Source organism: Rugamonas rubra (assembly GCF_900114705.1).
Taxonomy (GTDB): domain Bacteria; phylum Pseudomonadota; class Gammaproteobacteria; order Burkholderiales; family Burkholderiaceae_D; genus Rugamonas; species Rugamonas rubra.
Map to the genome: position 1 here is coordinate 343,976 of NZ_FOTW01000006.1, position 16,831 is coordinate 360,806.

Genomic DNA, 16,831 nt, shown 5'->3' on the forward strand with positions numbered 1-16,831 from the left:
ACTACTAAGAAACCGGTAATGGAGACAAATTTATGAGTGGCAACGAATATGCGGTTTGGAAGCGCGCGCTGGCGCTGTCGCTGGGCGGCACGCTGGCAATCGGTGGCACGACCGCGCACGCCGCCAGCGCACCCGGCCTGGACAGCTGCACCGCCCCCTTCGCCACCGTGCTGCGGGCCAGCAGCGCCAGCGACGCGCGCGGCTACTGGCTCAACCGCCAACTGATACGCTGGCCCGGCGCCGACGCCGCCGGCAGCTTCAAACTCTACTACTCGGCCACGGGTCAGCTCAAGGCCACGGCCGGCGCGCCAGTCAGCGGCGCCGACGGCGCGCTGGCGCTGAGCGCCTTCAACGGCGCCCTGCCCGCCGACGTCGCGCAACGCTTCAAGTTCGTCGGCAGCGGCCCGACCTTGTCCCTGCCGGCCGAAGCGCTGGCCGTCCTTGGCGCGCTGCACAAACAGCAGCTGCTGCTGGTGCTGGAGGCGGCCGACGGCAACGTGCTTGACGCCACCTCGCTGCAAAGCGCCGGCGCGCTCGACGACCTGTACGCGGCCGCCGCCAACGCCACCGACCTCGGCGTCAGCGTCGGCAAGGCCGGCACCGCCTTCAAGCTGTGGGCACCCACCGCGCAGCAAGTCGCCGTCTGCACCTACGACAGCGGTTCCGGCAAGGCCGCCGCCATCACGCCGATGCAGTTCGACGCCGCCAGCGGCATCTGGTCGACCGCCACCGGCGCCGACCTGTCCGGCCACTACTACCAGTACGTCGTCGACGTCTTCGCCCGCAACAGCGGGGTGGTGCGCAACTTGGTCACCGACCCGTACTCCATCAGCCTGACCACCGACTCCAAGCGCAGCTACATCGCCGACCTCGGCTCGGCCAAGCTCAAGCCCGCCGGCTGGGATAAGACGCCGCTGCCGCGCAAGGTCGCCGCCCAGCCCGACATGACCGTCTACGAGCTGCACGTGCGCGACTTCTCGATCAACGACAGCACGGTCAGCGCGGCGCATCGCGGCAAGTACGCCGCCTTCACCGAGGCCGGCTCGAACGGCATGAAGCACCTGGCCGCGCTGAGCCGCGCCGGCATGACCGACATCCACCTGCTGCCCGTCTACGACATCGGCAGCGTGCCCGAACAAGGCTGCGTGACGCCGGCGCCGAGCGGCGCCGCCGACAGCGACGCCCAGCAGGCGCTGGTGGCCGCCAGCCAGGCGCGCGACTGCTACAACTGGGGCTACGACCCCTACCACTACAGCGCGCCCGAGGGCAGCTACGCCAGCGACCCGGCCGACGGCGCCCGCCGCATCGTCGAGTTCCGCCAGATGGTGCAGGCGCTGCACCGCACCGGCCTGCGGGTCGGCATGGACGTGGTCTACAACCACACCTACATCGCCGGCCAGAACGAGAAGTCGGTGCTCGACCGCGTCGTGCCCGGCTACTACCACCGCCTCAACGCCAAGGGCGAGATCGAGCGTTCGACCTGCTGCGACAACACCGCCACAGAGCACCGCATGATGGGCAAGCTGATGATCGACTCGGCGGCGCTGTGGGCCAAGCAGTACAAGATCGACTCCTTCCGCTTCGACCTGATGGGCCACCAGCCGCGCGCCGCCATGGAGCAGTTGCAGGCGCGTGTGGACCGCGACAGCGGCCGCCACGTCAACCTGATCGGCGAGGGCTGGAACTTCGGCGAGGTGGCCGACGGCGCCCGCTTCGTGCAGGCCTCGCAGTTGTCGCTCAACGGCAGCGGCATCGGCACCTTCAGCGACCGCGCGCGCGACTTCGTGCGTGGCGGCGGCGCCGGCGACTCCGGCACGGAGCTGTTCAGCAAGCAGGGCTACATCAACGGCCTGGTCTACGCGCCCAACGCCTACGCCGGCCAGCGTCCGGCCGGCGAGCTGCTGCACGCCGCCGACATGGTGCGCGCCGGCCTGGCCGGTTCGCTGCGCGGCTACACTATGACCACCGCCGACGGCGCCAGCAAGGCGCTGCGGGACATCGACTACGGCGGCCAGCCGACCGGCTACGCCAGCGAGCCGGGCGAGGTGGTCAACTACGTCGAGAACCACGACAACCAGACCCTGTTCGACATCAACGTCTTCAAGCTGCCGCCGGCCACCAGCGGCGCCGAGCGCGCCCGCGTGCAGATGCTGGCCGCCGCCATCAACGCCTTCAGCCAGGGCGTGGCCTACTTCCACGCCGGCTTCGACATCCTGCGTTCCAAGTCGCTCGACCGCAACAGCTTCGAGTCGGGCGACTGGTTCAACCGGCTCGACTGGAGCTACCGCGACAACTACTACGGCGTCGGCCTGCCGCCGGCCGCCGACAACGGCAAGGACTACGCGCTGCTGCGCCCGCTGCTGGCCAACGCCGCCATCAAGCCGGCGCCGGCCGACATCGCCTTCGCCCGCGACGCCTTCCGCGACCTGCTGGCGATCCGCTCCAGCAGCACCCTGTTCCGCCTGCGCAGCGCGGCCGACGTGCAGCGCCGCCTGAGCTTCTCCAACACCGGGCCGCAGCAGGTGCCGACGGTGATCGTCGCCCACCTCGACGGCGTGGGCTATCCGGGCGCGCGCTACAAAGGCATCACCTACCTGATCAACGTCGGCCTGGACGAGCAGCGCATCAGCGTGCCGGCGCAGGCGCACAAGGGCTGGCGCCTGCATCCGGTGCACAGCCGCACCGGCGCCGCCGATCCGCGTCCGGCGCAGTCGGCGCGCTACGACGCGGCCAGCGGCAGCTTCACCGTGCCGGCCCGCAGCGCTGTTGTTTTTGTGGATTAATTGGCAAGATTAGAGGGCGTCCTCGGGAAGCTGTCCGCTACACTGGGCAGCTCTTTTCCGCAAAGGACAGCAATGACATCTCCCGCAGCTTGGCTGGCCCTGCCGGCAATCGCGCTGGCACTGGCCGCCTGTGGCGGCGGCGAGTATCAGCCGCCCGTCAACGCCGCGCCGGTGGCCAAGGTCGGCCCTGCGCAGACCCTGGACGCCGGCAGCAAGGTGACACTGGACGGCAGCGGCACCGACCCCGAATCGGACCTGATCAACTACGTCTGGACGCTGGTCAAGCCGGCCGGCAGCAACGCCACGCTGCTCAATCCCAAGGTGACCAATCCGGTCTTCATCGTCGATGTCGCCGGCAGCTACACGGCCACGCTGGTGGTCGACGACGGTAAGCTCTACAGCGCGCCGCAGACCATCAACCTCACCGTCGTGGTGCCGGCGGTGAGCTTCGCCAAACTGTGGGACGGCGACCAGTGCAGCAGCCGGCGCCGCGTGGTGGTCATCGACCAGCGCCTGGTCTACACCGAGAGCCATTCGAACAGCTGTTCGGACTCCGACAGCTACGGCTTGTACGACAGCACGTTGGCGGTGCGCCTGTGCACGGCCGGCGGCGTCTCCGGCGCGCTTTCCTGTACCAACAACACGGCGCTGGAGATGATGAAGACCATCCTGGCCAATCCGGCCAAGGCCGATCTGGGGCTGGGTGGCGGCCACACCGTTCAGCAGACTTACGCGGTCGGATTCTGATCGCGCCGGGATTTTCCGGATCCCAGTGGCGTAGAGCAGGGTCAGACCCTAGGGTCTGACCCTCAATTTACGCGATTCGCGGCACGGGCATCTACTGCCCGATCAGCACGATCGACGAGCCGGCCGGGAAGCGCGCCTTGCCGTGCTTGACCACGGCGCGCGCGCCGGAGTAGCCGTCGCGCACGCGCTGGCCGTCGGCGAACACGCCGCCGACATCGATGACGTGGGCCTCGCCCACCGGCAGGTCGAGCGCCACCACCACCTTGTCGCTGACACCGTTCCGCTCGTACGTGCGCTTGAACACGTAGGGTTGCGCCTGCAACTGCTGGTGCACGCCCGCGCCGACGGCCACGTGGGCCTGGCGGAACAAGCCCAGCTTGGCCCAGTGGCGCTGCACGTCGGCGATGTGGTAGCCGTCGCGCGCGGCGTTGCGCGCCAGCTCGTCCCAGTTCATGTAGGAGCGCAGGCGCGCGTCGCCCAGCGCGTCGGCCACGTCGAGCCGGCGCGCCGTCTCGTCGCCGTAGTAGATCTGCGCGGCGCCGGGCGCCAGCAGCAGCTTGGTGGCGCTCTCGAAGGGCTTGCCGCGGGCGGCGTCGAAGGGCTGTTCGTCGTCGTGCGAAGACAGGTAGTTGAGCACCGAGCGGCCCTTGAGGGCGCCCTGCAACAGGCCCGAGTAATTGCTGAACAAGGTCTCGTAGTCCTGCCGCGCATCGTACTTCAGGCCGAAGTTGATCATGCTGTCGAAGCCGTTGTCGAAGTAGTTCACCTGCTGGCCGCCGTCGTAGGTGAACAGCGGGCCGCCGGCGATGTTGTAGCCGTAGGCCTCGGCCGTCATGAAGAAAGCCTGCGCGCCGGGCAGCTTGCCCGGATTGGCGCGCTTCCATTCCTCGTAGGCGGCGCTGGCCTCGGTCTTCAGCGCCTTCCAGCTGGCCGGCTCGACGTGCTTGACGGTGTCGGCGCGGAAGCCGTCGACGCCGTACTTGCGGATCCAGTCGGTGTGCCATTTGACTAGGTGGTAGCGCGGCGTGCGCGGGTGGCCGGTGCGGGCGAAGAAGGCGTCCAGCTCGGCCACCTCGCGCTCGTAGCGGCCCTCGGCCTTCCACTGCTCCACCAGCGCCGGCGGCAGCGCCACCGGCGTGTCGCTTTCGGTGCGCAGGTCGGGCAGGTTCTTCACCAGCGTGCATTCGACCGTCGTCGCCACGTCCTTGTAGCTGCATTGCGGCGCGGTGCGCACCCAGTCGGCCGGCCACGCCGGGTCCAGCCCGGTGACCGGGCCGGTCTGGTTCATCACCACGTCGAGCAGTACGCGGATGCCGTGGGCGTGGGCGCTGGCGACGAAGTCGCGCATGTCCTGCTCGGTGCCGAGGTTGGCGTCGACCTTGCTCCAGTCGCGCGCCCAGTAGCCGTGGAAGCCATAGGACAGGCCGGTGCCCTCGTCGGTGCCGGCGTGGATCTGCTCGACCGGCGGCGTCAGCCAGATGACGTTGACGCCGAGCCGGTCGAAGTAGCCGTCGCGGATCTTGGCCGTGATGCCGGCCAGGTCGCCGCCCATGTAGCCGCGCTGCGGCGCGGCGTCGGCGCGGCGGCCGTAGGCCAGGTCGTTGGCCGGGTTGGCATTGTTGAAGCGGTCGGTCAGCAGGAAGTAGACGGTGGCGCTCTCCCACAAAAATGGCTTGGCGGCGGCGCGCGCCGTGGGCGCCTGGACGGCGGCCTTGGCGGCGGCCGAGCTGGCGGCGGGCGCCAGGGTCGTGCCGGCCAAGGCCAGCGCCAATGTCATTGCAAGTGGGGTCTGCTTCATGCGTCTGCTTCCTGTTGGTGGGGGGGGTTAGGTGATCACGCTCGGGCTGGCGCGCCCGGTGCGCGCGGCGATGCCGGCGAGCTGCTCGGCGACGGCCACCAGGCCGGCCAGCGCCTGCTGGGTGGGCAGGTGGTGCTGCGCCGGGTCGGCCTCGTAGCGCTCCAGGTAGACGCGCAGGGTGGCGCCGTCGGTGCCGGTGCCGGACAGGCGGAACACCACGCGCGAGCCGTCGCGCATGACCACGCGCACGCCCTGCTGGGTCGAGACGGCGCCGTCGACCGGGTCGGTGTAGGCGAAGTCGTCGGCGAAGTCGACGGTGTACGCGCCCAGAGTCTGCCCGGCCAAGCCGGCCAGGCGTTCGCGCAGCGCCGCCATCAAGGCGTTGGCGGCGGCGCTGTCGATCGCCTCGTAGTCGTGGCGCGAGTAGTAGTTGCGGCCGAAGCGGGCCCAGTGCTCCTCGACCAACTGGCGCACCGGCTTGCCGGTCGCGGCCAGCAGGTTGAGCCAGAACAGCACGGCCCACAGGCCGTCCTTTTCGCGAATATGGTCGGAGCCGGTGCCGTAGCTCTCCTCGCCGCACAGCGTGGCCTTGCCGGCGTCGAGCAGGGTGCCGAAGAACTTCCAGCCGGTCGGCGTCTCGTAGCAGGGCACGCCCAGCGCGGCGGCGACGCGGTCGGCCGCGCGCGAGGTCGGCATCGAACGGGCGATGCCCTTCAGGCCGGCGCGGTAGCCCGGCGCCACGCCGGCGTTGGCGGCCAGGATGGCCAGACTGTCGGACGGCGTGACGTCGAAGCGGCGGCCGACGATCATGTTGCGGTCGCCGTCGCCGTCGGAGGCGGCGCCGAAGTCGGGCGCGTCGGCGCCGGCCATCAGCGCGATCAGCTCGGCGGCGTTGACCGGGTTGGGGTCGGGGTGGTGGCCGCCGAAGTCCTCCAGCGGCACGCCGTTGATGACGCTGCCGGCCGGCGCCCCCAGCATACCCTCAAGGATGGTCGTGGCGTAGGGGCCGGAGACGGCGCCCATGCCGTCGAAGCACATGCGAAAGCCGCCGGCGAACAGGGCGCGGATGGCGTCGAAGTCGAACAGGTCCTGCATCAGGCCGGCGTAGTCGCTCACAGGGTCGATCACCTCGACCTGCATCTGCTCGATGCGGTCGGCGCCGAGCCGGTTCAGGTTGACGTCGGCGCCGTCGCTGATGCGGTAGCGCGTGATGCTTTCGGTATGGCGGTAGATCGCCTCGGTGACCTGCTCCGGCGCCGGGCCGCCGTTGCCGATGTTGTATTTGATGCCGAAGTCGCCGTCCGGCCCGCCCGGGTTGTGGCTGGCCGACAGCACGATGCCGCCCAGCGCGCCGTGCTTGCGGATCACGCAGCTGACGGCCGGCGTCGACAAGATGCCGCCCTGCCCCACCAGCGTCTTGGCGAAGCCGTGCGCGGCCGCCATGCGCAGGATGGTGTGCACCGCCGCGCGGTTGTGGAAGCGGCCATCGCCGCCCAGCACCAGGGTCTTGCCACTGCAGTCGCCGAGCGTGTCGAACACGCTCTGCACGAAATTCTCCAGATAGCCGACCTGCCGGAACACGGTGACTTTTTTCCGCAGGCCGGAAGTGCCAGGCCGCTGGCCCGGGAAGGGGGTGCTTGCTACCGTCAATATCGTCATATTCGCTCCGCATGGATAAACAATTGCGACCAAGCGGCGGCCGACACCGGCCGCCATTTCGCCGCCACGCTTATACCCTGCCGGGCAGGAAGATGGCGCACGAATGCATTGTCACAGGAGCAATACTAACCCATGCCGCACAAACGCCGGGGTCGGGACGCCGCGGCGGCGCGCAAATTGGCGAAAATTAGCCCAATTTGGCGCAGCTTAGGCGGCGGCCGGCACGGCCACGGCCTTCGCCGCCGGCGCGGCCTCGTCCTTGACCAACAGGGTCAACAGGCCGGCCAGCACCATGCACACGCCGCCCAGCACCAGGGTCATGACGGCGTGGCCGGCGAGGAAGTGCTTGGTGATGTAGCCGAGCAGGAAGCCGCTGGCGATCTGCGGGATGACGATGAAGAAGTTGAACACGCCCATGTAGTAGCCCATCCGGTTGGCCGGCAACGCGCCGGCCAGGATGGCATACGGCATAGTCAAAATGCTGGCCCAGGCGATGCCGACGCCGACCATCGGCAGGTACAGGTAGTTGATGTTGTGGATCATGAAGATGCTGATCAGGCTCAGGCCGCCGACGATCAGGCAGCTCATGTGGACGAACTTGCGGCTGGTCATGCGCGCGAAGACCGGCAGCACGAAGGCGGCCAGCGCCGACACGCCGCCGTAGACGGCGAACATCACGCCAACGCGGTTGCCGGCCTCTTGGAAGGCGGCCGACTGCGCGTCGACGGTGCCGAACACGTTGTCGGCGATGGCCGAGGTGGTGTAGATCCACATGGCGAACAGGGCGATCCAGGTGAAGAACTGCACCACCGCCAGTTGCACCATGGTCTTGGGCATTTTGCCGAAGCCGCCCAGGATCTCGCGCAGCGCGTGGCCCAGGCCCTTCGACTTGGCGCGCTCGGCCTCGAACACGGCCATGTTTTCCGGTGGCGCCTCCTGCGACGAGAACACCGTCCACATCACCGACAGCAGGAACACCGCGCCGCCGAAGTAGAAGGAGTAGCGCACCGTGTCGGGAATGGCGCCGTTGACGGGCACATTGCTCACACCCATGATGTCGGCGAAGAAGGTCGGCAGCAGCGAGGCGATCACGCCGCCGCAGCCGATGAAGAAGGTCTGCATGGCAAAACCGGCGGTCTGCTGCGAGGGGTCGAGCTTGTCGCCGACGAAGGCGCGGAACGGCTCCATCGAGACGTTGATCGCCGCGTCCATCATCCACAGCACGGCGACGGCCATCCACAGCATGCTGGAGTTGGGCATCAGGAACAGCGCGATCGAGGCGAGGATGGCGCCGATGAAGAAGAAGGGTCGGCGGCGGCCCCAGAACGGGTGCCAGGTGTTGTCGCTCAGGTAGCCGATGATCGGTTGCACCAGCAGGCCGGTGACGGGCGCGGCCAGCCAGCACAGCGCCAGGTCGTCCTGGTTGGCGCCCAGGGTCGAGAAGATGCGGCTGGTGTTGGCGTTTTGCAGCGCGAAGCCGAATTGGATGCCGAAAAAGCCAAAGCTCATGTTCCAGAGCTGCCAAAACGACAGTCTGGGCTTGAAGGATGAAGGTTGCATGCCGCGTGTCCCCGATTAGGTGTCCGAACTTGGTGCCGGATTGAGCAAAAACTACAGAATTTGTAGCAAAATAACACGCGAAAACATGAGTGTCAATGGAAACAACTTCATAGTAGAATAAAGCGAATTAGCGGCTTTGCGGCCTATCGCCGTGTAGTCAAATGTAGTCAAAGAACAAAAAACAGAGACCTTTGAATATGACAAGAAACCATCTGCTCGCCGCCGCCTGCGCGCTCGCCTGCGGCACCACCCTCAGTCCCCTCGCCTCGGCCCAGAACGCCGGCCGCAGCGTGCAGGACGTGGTGCAGCGCGCCGACCGCCTGGAAATCACCACCAACGACGGCCTGTACCTGATCAAACCCTATTCCAGCAGCATTGTCGAGACCTCCTTCGTGCCGCGCGGCGAGCGCTTCGAGCCGGCCTCGCACGCGGTGGTGCTGGCGCCGGCCGCGCCGGCCGTCAGCTTCAAGCAGGACGCCAACAGCATCGAGTACGCCACCGCCGGCCTGGTGGTGACGATCACCAAGTCGCCCTTCCAGATCGCCTACAGCTACAAGGGCAAGGCGCTGGTGGCGGAAAAAGCCGGCTACCTGAAACAAGGCGCCACCGAGAGCATCGAGTTCGCCCTCGACCAAAGCGAGGCGCTGTACGGCGCCGGCGCGCGCGCGGTCGGCATGAACCGGCGCGGCAACCGCTTCACGCTGTACAACAAGGCGCACTACGGCTACTCGACGCGCTCCGAGCTGCTCAACTACACGATGCCGCTGGCCATGTCGTCCAAGCTGTACGCGCTGCACTTCGACAACGGCCAGATCGGCACGCTGGACTTCGACAGCAAGAAAAACAACAGTCTGGCCTACGAGACCATCGGCGGCCGCAAAACCTACCAGGTGATCGCCGGCGACACCTGGCAGGACGTGGTGGGCAACTACACCAGCCTGACCGGCAAGCAGCCGATGCCGCCGCGCTGGGCCTTCGGCAACTTCGCCAGCCGCTTCGGCTACCACAGCGAGCAGGAGGCGCGCGCCACCATCGCCAAGTACCGCGCCGAACAGGTGCCGGTGGACGCCATCATTTTCGACCTGTACTGGTTCGGCAAGGAGGTCAAGGGGACGATGGGCAACCTGGCCTTCGACCAAGACACCTTCCCAACCGCCAAAAAGATGATCGCCGACTTCCAAACGGATGGCGTGAAGACCATCCTGATCACCGAGCCCTTCGTGTTGACCACCTCGTCGAAGTGGCAGGAAGCCGTCGACAAGAAAGTGCTGGGCACGGACGCGGCCGGCAAGCCGCTGACCTACGACTTCTACTTCGGCAACACCGGCCTGATCGACGTGTTCAGCCCGGCCGGCCGCGACTGGTTCTGGAACATCTACAAGGGCCTGCAACAACAGGGCGTGGCCGGCTGGTGGGGCGACCTGGGCGAGCCGGAAGTGCATCCGGCCGGCATGCGGCACGCCACCGGCACGGCCGACCAGGTGCACAATCTGTACGGCCACGAGTGGGCCAAGCTGATCTTCGACGGCTACCGCAAGGACATCCCCGGCCAGCGCCCCTTCATCCTGATGCGCGCCGGCTACTCCGGCTCGCAGCGCTTCGGCATGATCCCCTGGTCGGGCGACGTCGAGCGCAGCTGGGGCGGCCTGCAGTCGCAACCGGAGATCGCGCTGCAGATGGGCATGCAGGGCGCCGGCTATATGCACTCGGACCTGGGCGGCTTCGCCGGCGCCATGCTCGACGACGAGCTCTACACGCGCTGGCTGCAATACGGCGTGTTCCAGCCGATCTTCCGCCCGCACGCGCAGGACGACGTGGCCTCCGAGCCGGTGTTCCGCGAGGACGCCACCAAGCGCCTGGCGCGCGAAGCCGTGCGCCTGCGCTACAGCCTGCTGCCCTACAACTACACCCTGGCCTTCGACAATAACCAGCTGGGCCTGCCGCTGATGCGGCCCATGCTGTACGAGGAGCCGGACAACGAGGCGATGCGCACGGTGGCCTCGGCCTACCTGTGGGGCAACGAACTGCTGGTGGCGCCGATCACCGAACCCGGCGCGCGCCGCAAGGAAGTCTACCTGCCCAAGCGCAGCGCCTGGTTCGACTTCAACAGCGGGCGCCGCTACAACGGCGGCATCACCGCCGTGGTGCCGGTGGCGCTCGACCACATCCCCGTGTTTGTGCGCGCCGGCGCCTTCCTGCCGATGGTCGAACCGGTGCAGACCACGCGCGACTACAGCACCGCCAAGCTGACGCTGCACTACTACCACGACCGCAGCGTCGCCGCCGGCAGCGGCAAGCTCTACGACGACGACGGCGCCACGCCGCAGGCCTACGAGCAGGGCAAGTACGAGCTGCTGACCTTCGCCAGCAAGCTGGCCGGCAAGGAGCTGGCGATCAGCGTCAACAGCGAGCTGGGCAAGCAGTACGCCGGCAAGGCGCGCAGCATCGCCCTGCGGGTGCACAACATCAACGCCAAGCCGGCCGCCGTGCGGGTCGACGGCAAGCCGGCCGGCTTCAAGTGGGACGGCGCTCGGCAGTTGCTGACGGTGCCCGTGGCCGCCAAGGCGGGCGCGGCCAGCGCCGTCGCCATCACCCTGGCCGGCGGCGACGCCGGCTGAGTATCTTTGACAACTTTGCCTGACTGACGGTGTATATTACTGGCCATCGAATCAACCGATTCGGTGGCCAGATCACTTCAGGAGACAACAGTGTCATCAAGAATTCTTAGTGCATTGCTGGCGGCATCCGCCATAAGCGTTGCCATCAGTCCAGTCCAAGCCCACGCCGCCGCCAAGGGCAAACCGAGCGTCGCCGAAGCCGAGCAATTCCTCGCCGACGCCGAACAGCGCCTCAACAAGCTCAACAACGAACAAGCCCGTGGCGCCTGGGTCGGCGCCAACTTCATCACCGACGACACCGAGGCCATCAGCTCCTTCTTCGCCGAGCGCTTCCTGACCGCCTCGGGCGAGGTGGCGATCGCCGCGCGCCGCTACAACGACCTGAAGCTGAAACCAGAATCGGCGCGCAAGCTCAAGCTGCTGCAACAGACGCTGGTGTTCTCCGACGCCAAGGAACGCGAGGCCTACACCACCATCCAGGCCGCCATGACGGGCGCCTACGGCAAGGGCAAGTACTGCCCGAAAAACGCCGACGGCACGGTCGGCACCTGCCTGGCGCTGGGCGAGATGGAAAAAGTGCTGGCCGAGAGCCGCGACCCGGCCAAGCTGAAGGAGATGTGGGTAGGCTGGCACGCCCAGTCGCCCGCCTACAAGGACCGCTACGCCGAGTACGTCGCGCTGTCCAACAAGGGCGCCAAGCAAATGGGCTTCGCCGACACCGGCCTGATGTGGCGCGCCCAGTACGACATGCCGCCCGAGGCCTTCGAGGCCGAGATGGAACGGCTGTGGCAGCAGGTCAAGCCGCTGTATGATTCGCTGCACACCTACACGCGCCACAAGCTGCGTCAGACCTACGGCCCGGACGTGGTGCCGGCCAGCGGCCCGATCCCGGCCCACCTGTTCGGCAACATGTGGAGCCAGACCTGGGACAACCTCTACCCCATCCTCAAGCCGGCCACGGGCGCAAGCAGCTACGACCTGAGCAAGGTGCTCGAAACGCGCGGCACCAGCGCCAAGGACATGACCGCCTACGCCGAGCGCTTCTACACCTCGCTGGGCATGCAAAAGCTGCCGGAGAGCTTCTGGGAGCGCTCGCTGCTGACCAAGCCGAAGGACCGCGACGTGGTCTGCCACGCCTCGGCCTGGCCGATCGACGAGAAGGACGACGTGCGCATCAAGATGTGCATCACGCCGACCGCCGAGAACTTCACCACCATCCACCACGAGCTGGGCCACATCTACTACTTCCTCGGCTACAACAAGCAGCCGCTGCTGTTCCGCACCGGCGCCAACGACGGCTTCCACGAGGCCATCGGCGACACCGTCGCGCTGTCGATCACGCCGGACTACCTGCAAAAGGTCGGCCTGATGGACGCCAACCAGGCCGACAATGGCGGCGCCGACGCCGAAGTGGGCCAGCTGCTGCGCCGCGCGCTGAGCAAAGTGGCGATCCTGCCGTTCGCCTACTCGGTCGACAAGTGGCGCTGGGACGTCTACTCCGGCAAGACCAAGCCGGCCGACTACGACGCCAGCTGGTGGAAGCTGCGCGAGCAGATGATGGGCATGCAGCGTCCGGCGCCGCTGGCGGCCGGTGGTTTCGACGCCGGCGCCAAGTACCACGTCGCCGCCGACGTGCCGTACGCGCGCTACTTCCTGGCCGACATGTTGCAGTTCCAGTTCCACCGCGCGCTGTGCCGCGAGGCCGGCTACACCGGCCCGCTGCACCGCTGCTCGGTGTACGGCAACGCCAAGGCCGGCGCCAAGCTGCAGGCGATGCTGGCGATGGGTTCGAGCAAGCCGTGGCCGGAGGCGCTGAAGGCGATCTCGGGCGAGGAGAAGATCGACGGCGGCGCGCTGCTCGACTACTTCGCCCCGCTGAAAACCTGGCTCGACGCGCAGAACCGCCAGTTCGCCGCCGCTGACAAGAAGTAAGCCGCAACAAACGGGGCGGCCGAGCGCCGCCCCATTCGCCTCCTTACCGCAAGCTATCTTGCACTCCTCAATACGCAATCAAACCGCCGATTGTGTCGATGTAAAAATTCTATATACTCAAACCGTGAACACCCTCCCCCCAAAAAAACAGTGGAGTTGGGGAAATGAGCAATCAAAAATTTTCCAGCGTTTGGGACGCCATCGAGGATACCCCTGCTGAGGCGGAGAACATGAAGCTTCGCTCAGTATTGATGATGGCGCTAGAAGAGCACATCCTACGCACTAAAATGAGTCAGCTAGATGCGGCCAAGCTGCTGAATGTTTCGCAGCCCCGCATTTCTGACTTAATGCGCGGCAAGATCAATCTGTTCGCCCTTGACGCCTTGGTGAACATGGCAGCAGCGGCCGGCTTGCACATCGAGATGCGCGTACAGCGCGCGGCCTAGTCAGCTCTCGAGACACGTGCTGGCCAAACGCATGCTGAGATGATCCAAGTGCATTGATATCCTGCGGCAGCGAGGTGGGATGTGAAAAAGCCCCGTCGCGCGAGCGCCGGGGCTTTTGTGTTTCCACTACCTGGACGGCTTAGAACTTGTAGTTCGCGCCCATCAGGATGGTGCGGCCGTATTTCTGGTATTCCAGTTGCTGGCTGCGCACGCCGGTGTAGGTCTCGTAGGCGCTGTTGGTCAGATTGTTGACCTGCAGCAGCAGGCCGAGGCCCTTCATGCTGCCCTCGTTGAAGGCGTAGCCGACCTGGAAGTCGATGACGTTCTCGCCGACCACGTAGCGCAGCGCGCGGTCGTTGGAGAAGTTGCCGATCTCGCCGACGAAGTCGGAACGCTTGCGCTGGCTGACGCGGGTCTCGAAGCCGTCCTTCTCGTAGTAGGCGGTCAGGTTGGTGACGCGCTTGGACAGGCCCGGCAGCGTGATGTTGGTGCCCAGGCTGCTGGTCGGGTCGTTGATCTTGATGTCGCTGCTGCTGAAGGTGGCGCTGGCTTGCACGCCGAAGCCGCTCAGCGATTTCGACAGCAGTTCCAGCGGCATCGAACCGGAGAATTCCAGACCCTTCAAGGTGCCGCCCTGGCCGTTGTACGGCGCGGTGTAGTTGCCGGTCACCTGCTTGGCGATGGTGCCCGAGGTGAAGGCCGAGAAGTCGTAGTCCTTCGACTGGGTGAAGATGTAGCTGGTCAGCTTTTTGTAGAAGCCGGCGACGGCGACGTAGGCCTTCTTGTCGAAGTATTTTTCATACGAGACGTCGAAGGCGTTGGCGCGCCACGGGTCCAGCTTGGCGTTGCCGCCGGTCGCGCTCGGCTTGAAGGAGGTCTTGTCGATGTCGAACTCGAAGGCCGAACGCAGCTGGTCGACGCGCGGACGGGCCAGTTGCTTGGCCAGGGCGAAGCGCAGGGTCTGCTGGTGGTCGAAGCCGAACGCCAGGTTCATGCTAGGCAACACGTCGGTGTAGCTCTTGCCATCGTCGACGTCCTTGAACTGCTTGCCGGCGGCGGCCGACTTGTCGACATAGCGCGACTGCGACGACTGCTCGGTGCGCTGCACCTGCACGCCGACATTGCCGCGCACGCTGACGGTGCCCAGTTCGGCCTCGATGTTGGCCTTGACGAAGCTGGTGCTGATCTTTTCCTTGACGTCCCAGGCCTTGGTGATCAGGTAGTCCAGATCGTCGACAGGCTTGAAGGTCATGTATTTTGCGACCACGCCGGGCACGTTCCACGCCGGGATCATGCCGACGCCGGCGAAGCTCAGGTCGACCGGGGCGTATTGCAGGTCGCTGGAGATGGTGGTCGGGTTGGCGATCAGGGTCGGGCCTTCCGGCTGGCGCTTCTTCTTCGAGCGGTCGGTGTAGTTAAAGCCGATGTCGACGCCGGAGAAGACCTTCTCGAACATGTCGGGCACGGGCAGGCTGGCCACCAGTTTGAACCCGGTCAGCTCGTCCTCGACCTTCGGCACCTTGCCGTAGCCGGAGCCGTAGATGGTGTCGCGCACGAACAGGGTGTTCGGATCGCTGTAGTTCAGGCCGGTCTTGATGGTCGGGTAGCCGCCGCTGGCGTAGCGCAGGTTGACCGAGTCGAGGAAGGCGGAGCCGCCCAGCGGGTTGAGCTGGGTGTTGTTCTCCAGGCTCAGCTCGTCACGCTTGGCGTGCGAGTAGTTGAGGTCGGCGAACAGCGACCAGTTGGCGAACTTGAAGGTGTTGCTCCAACCGGCAGCGCGGATCTCGTCCTTGCGCTTGTTGTACATGCCGCGCACCAGCGGGTAGACGCTGGTGACCGTGCCGCCGCTCAGCGAACCGTCGACGATGACCGGGTTGACGTAGTTCACCTCCGGCTTGAAGCCGCCGTTCCAGCCGTTCAGGTTGATTTCCAGCTGGTTGGCCGTGTCCTCGCTCTTGAACTGGGAGGCGTAGACGTCGACGATGCTGGTCCACTGCTTGGTCGGACGATATTGCAGCACGCCCATGAAGCCGTCGCGCTTGGTGACGCCGCTCTTGGCCACGGCCTTGATGCCGTCGGCGGCGAAGCTGCCGCTTGGAAGGCCGGAACGTGCGTCGGTCTTCCACGGCTCGTACATGCCGGTCTGCTGCTCCAGCACGGGCGCTTCCATGTGGGCGAAGCCGAGCGCGATACCGATGGTGCGGTTGGCGAACTGGTCGATGTAGCTGGCGCTGAAGCGGTTGCCGGTCGACTTGGCGTTGGCGATGCTGCCCAGCGAGTTCTTCTCGCCGCGCACATTGACCGACATGGTGCGGCCGGGGAAGGACAGCGGACGCACGGTTTGCATGTCGATGGTGCCGGACAGGCCCTGGCCGACCAGGCCGGCGTCCGGGGTTTTATAGACGGTGACGCCGCTCATCAGTTCGGACGGGTACTGGTCGAACTCGACGCTGCGGTTGTCGCCGGTGCTGACCTGCTCGCGGCCGTTCAGTAAGGTGGTCGAGAAGTCGGGCGACAGGCCGCGCACGCTGATCACCTGGGCGCGGCCGGCGACGCGCTGGGCGGCCAGGCCGGGCAGGCGGGAAATCGATTCGGCGATGCTGATGTCCGGCAGTTTGCCGATGTCCTCGGCGGAGATCGCCTCGACGATGGAGCTGGCGTCTTTTTTGACCGAGATGGCGTCCTCGATGCCGCGGCGGATGCCCGACACGGTGACGCGGGCCATCGGCGCGGCCTCGGCCGCCGGCGCGGTTTGCGCGTAGACCGGATTGGCCAGGGCGGCGACGAATACGGCACAGCCTGCGGCGACCGGACTCAGTTGGAAAGCTGCGCTATTGCGCTTGTTTGCGAAAATACTCATGAAATGTCCCCTCACAACGACACCAAAATAATTCCCGCCACCATCGGCCGCTCTGCTTGCGCAGCTCGCTTCAACTACACGGGATCCAAGGAAATGCAACGCTCTACATGACGTTATGCAAGAATTTTGTACTAAAACTAGATTGGGTGTCAATGAAAGTTCAGTTTACCTACGGATTTGCTAGCGCAGCGGGGAGGCGCTCTCCTAGCGACAGGGGCAATCTCGTTGTATTCAAGCTACAGAAGGCTGATACAGGAGTTGTAGTAGAACTACATAACAATGTAAAACATTATCTGCTACGCAACGCAATTAGGGCCGACGGCAAGCCACCATGCAGGCCAAGGCGGGAAAAGCCGGCGATCCGGGCCAACTCCGCCTGCGCGCACGCCAAGTTTATGTAACTTCACTAGATTTCCATGACGATGAGA

The 16,831-nt window shown here is 66.1% G+C and carries 9 protein-coding genes; 5 read left to right on the forward strand and 4 right to left on the reverse strand.

The window, feature by feature from the left end:
- Positions 1-32 precede the first annotated feature (32 nt).
- Both BM252_RS06015 and BM252_RS30870 read left to right on the forward strand, forming a co-directional pair.
- Positions 33-2,783, forward strand: coding sequence for an alpha-1,6-glucosidase domain-containing protein (locus BM252_RS06015; protein WP_093384988.1), 2,751 nt, complete (start codon positions 33-35; stop codon positions 2,781-2,783).
- A gap of 72 nt (positions 2,784-2,855) precedes the next feature.
- Positions 2,856-3,530 (forward strand): PKD domain-containing protein, encoded by a 675-nt coding sequence (locus BM252_RS30870; RefSeq protein WP_174900431.1) that lies wholly within the window; start codon positions 2,856-2,858, stop codon positions 3,528-3,530.
- A 91-nt stretch (positions 3,531-3,621) separates the two neighbouring features.
- On the opposite strand, the gene BM252_RS06025 is transcribed toward BM252_RS30870, so the two are convergent.
- From BM252_RS06025 to BM252_RS06035, 3 genes are all read right to left on the reverse strand, one after another.
- Positions 3,622-5,328, reverse strand: a complete 1,707-nt coding sequence (locus tag BM252_RS06025; RefSeq protein WP_245774107.1) for an alpha-amylase family glycosyl hydrolase — start codon at positions 5,326-5,328, stop codon at positions 3,622-3,624.
- 27 nt (positions 5,329-5,355) lie between these two features.
- Entirely contained in the window at positions 5,356-6,987 is a 1,632-nt protein-coding gene (locus BM252_RS06030) for an alpha-D-glucose phosphate-specific phosphoglucomutase (RefSeq protein WP_093384993.1), read from the reverse strand.
- Between the two features lie 207 nt (positions 6,988-7,194).
- Entirely contained in the window at positions 7,195-8,496 is a 1,302-nt protein-coding gene (locus tag BM252_RS06035) for an MFS transporter (protein WP_245774108.1), read from the reverse strand.
- Positions 8,497-8,744: 248 nt separating this feature from the next.
- On the opposite strand from BM252_RS06035, the gene BM252_RS06040 reads away from it, so the two are divergent.
- The 3 genes from BM252_RS06040 (at position 8,745) to BM252_RS06050 (ending at position 13,543) form a co-directional block, all read left to right on the forward strand.
- A complete protein-coding gene (locus tag BM252_RS06040; RefSeq protein WP_093384998.1) occupies positions 8,745-11,165 on the forward strand; it encodes a glycoside hydrolase family 31 protein in 2,421 nt (806 codons plus the stop codon).
- A gap of 114 nt (positions 11,166-11,279) precedes the next feature.
- Positions 11,280-13,097 carry a M2 family metallopeptidase gene (locus BM252_RS06045; RefSeq protein WP_245774109.1) on the forward strand — a complete coding sequence of 606 codons (1,818 nt, stop codon included), beginning with the start codon at positions 11,280-11,282 and terminating at the stop codon, positions 13,095-13,097.
- A 164-nt stretch (positions 13,098-13,261) separates the two neighbouring features.
- Positions 13,262-13,543, forward strand: a complete 282-nt coding sequence (locus tag BM252_RS06050; protein WP_093385004.1) for a helix-turn-helix domain-containing protein — start codon at positions 13,262-13,264, stop codon at positions 13,541-13,543.
- 139 nt (positions 13,544-13,682) lie between these two features.
- Here BM252_RS06050 and BM252_RS06055 read toward each other — a convergent pair whose 3' ends face one another.
- Positions 13,683-16,403, reverse strand: a complete 2,721-nt coding sequence (locus tag BM252_RS06055) for a TonB-dependent receptor (RefSeq protein WP_093385007.1) — start codon at positions 16,401-16,403, stop codon at positions 13,683-13,685.
- Between the last annotated feature and the right edge of the window lie 428 nt (positions 16,404-16,831).

Coding starts and splice junctions, on each gene's coding strand:
- BM252_RS06030 (WP_093384993.1), bottom strand. CDS start 6,987: ATGACGATATTGACGGTAGCAAGCACCCCCTTCCCGGGCCAGCGGCCT.
- BM252_RS06025 (WP_245774107.1), bottom strand. CDS start 5,328: ATGAAGCAGACCCCACTTGCAATGACATTGGCGCTGGCCTTGGCCGGC.
- BM252_RS06050 (WP_093385004.1), top strand. CDS start 13,262: ATGAGCAATCAAAAATTTTCCAGCGTTTGGGACGCCATCGAGGATACC.
- BM252_RS06055 (WP_093385007.1), bottom strand. CDS start 16,403: ATGAGTATTTTCGCAAACAAGCGCAATAGCGCAGCTTTCCAACTGAGT.
- BM252_RS06040 (WP_093384998.1), top strand. CDS start 8,745: ATGACAAGAAACCATCTGCTCGCCGCCGCCTGCGCGCTCGCCTGCGGC.
- BM252_RS06035 (WP_245774108.1), bottom strand. CDS start 8,496: ATGAGCTTTGGCTTTTTCGGCATCCAATTCGGCTTCGCGCTGCAAAAC.
- BM252_RS30870 (WP_174900431.1), top strand. CDS start 2,856: ATGACATCTCCCGCAGCTTGGCTGGCCCTGCCGGCAATCGCGCTGGCA.
- BM252_RS06015 (WP_093384988.1), top strand. CDS start 33: ATGAGTGGCAACGAATATGCGGTTTGGAAGCGCGCGCTGGCGCTGTCG.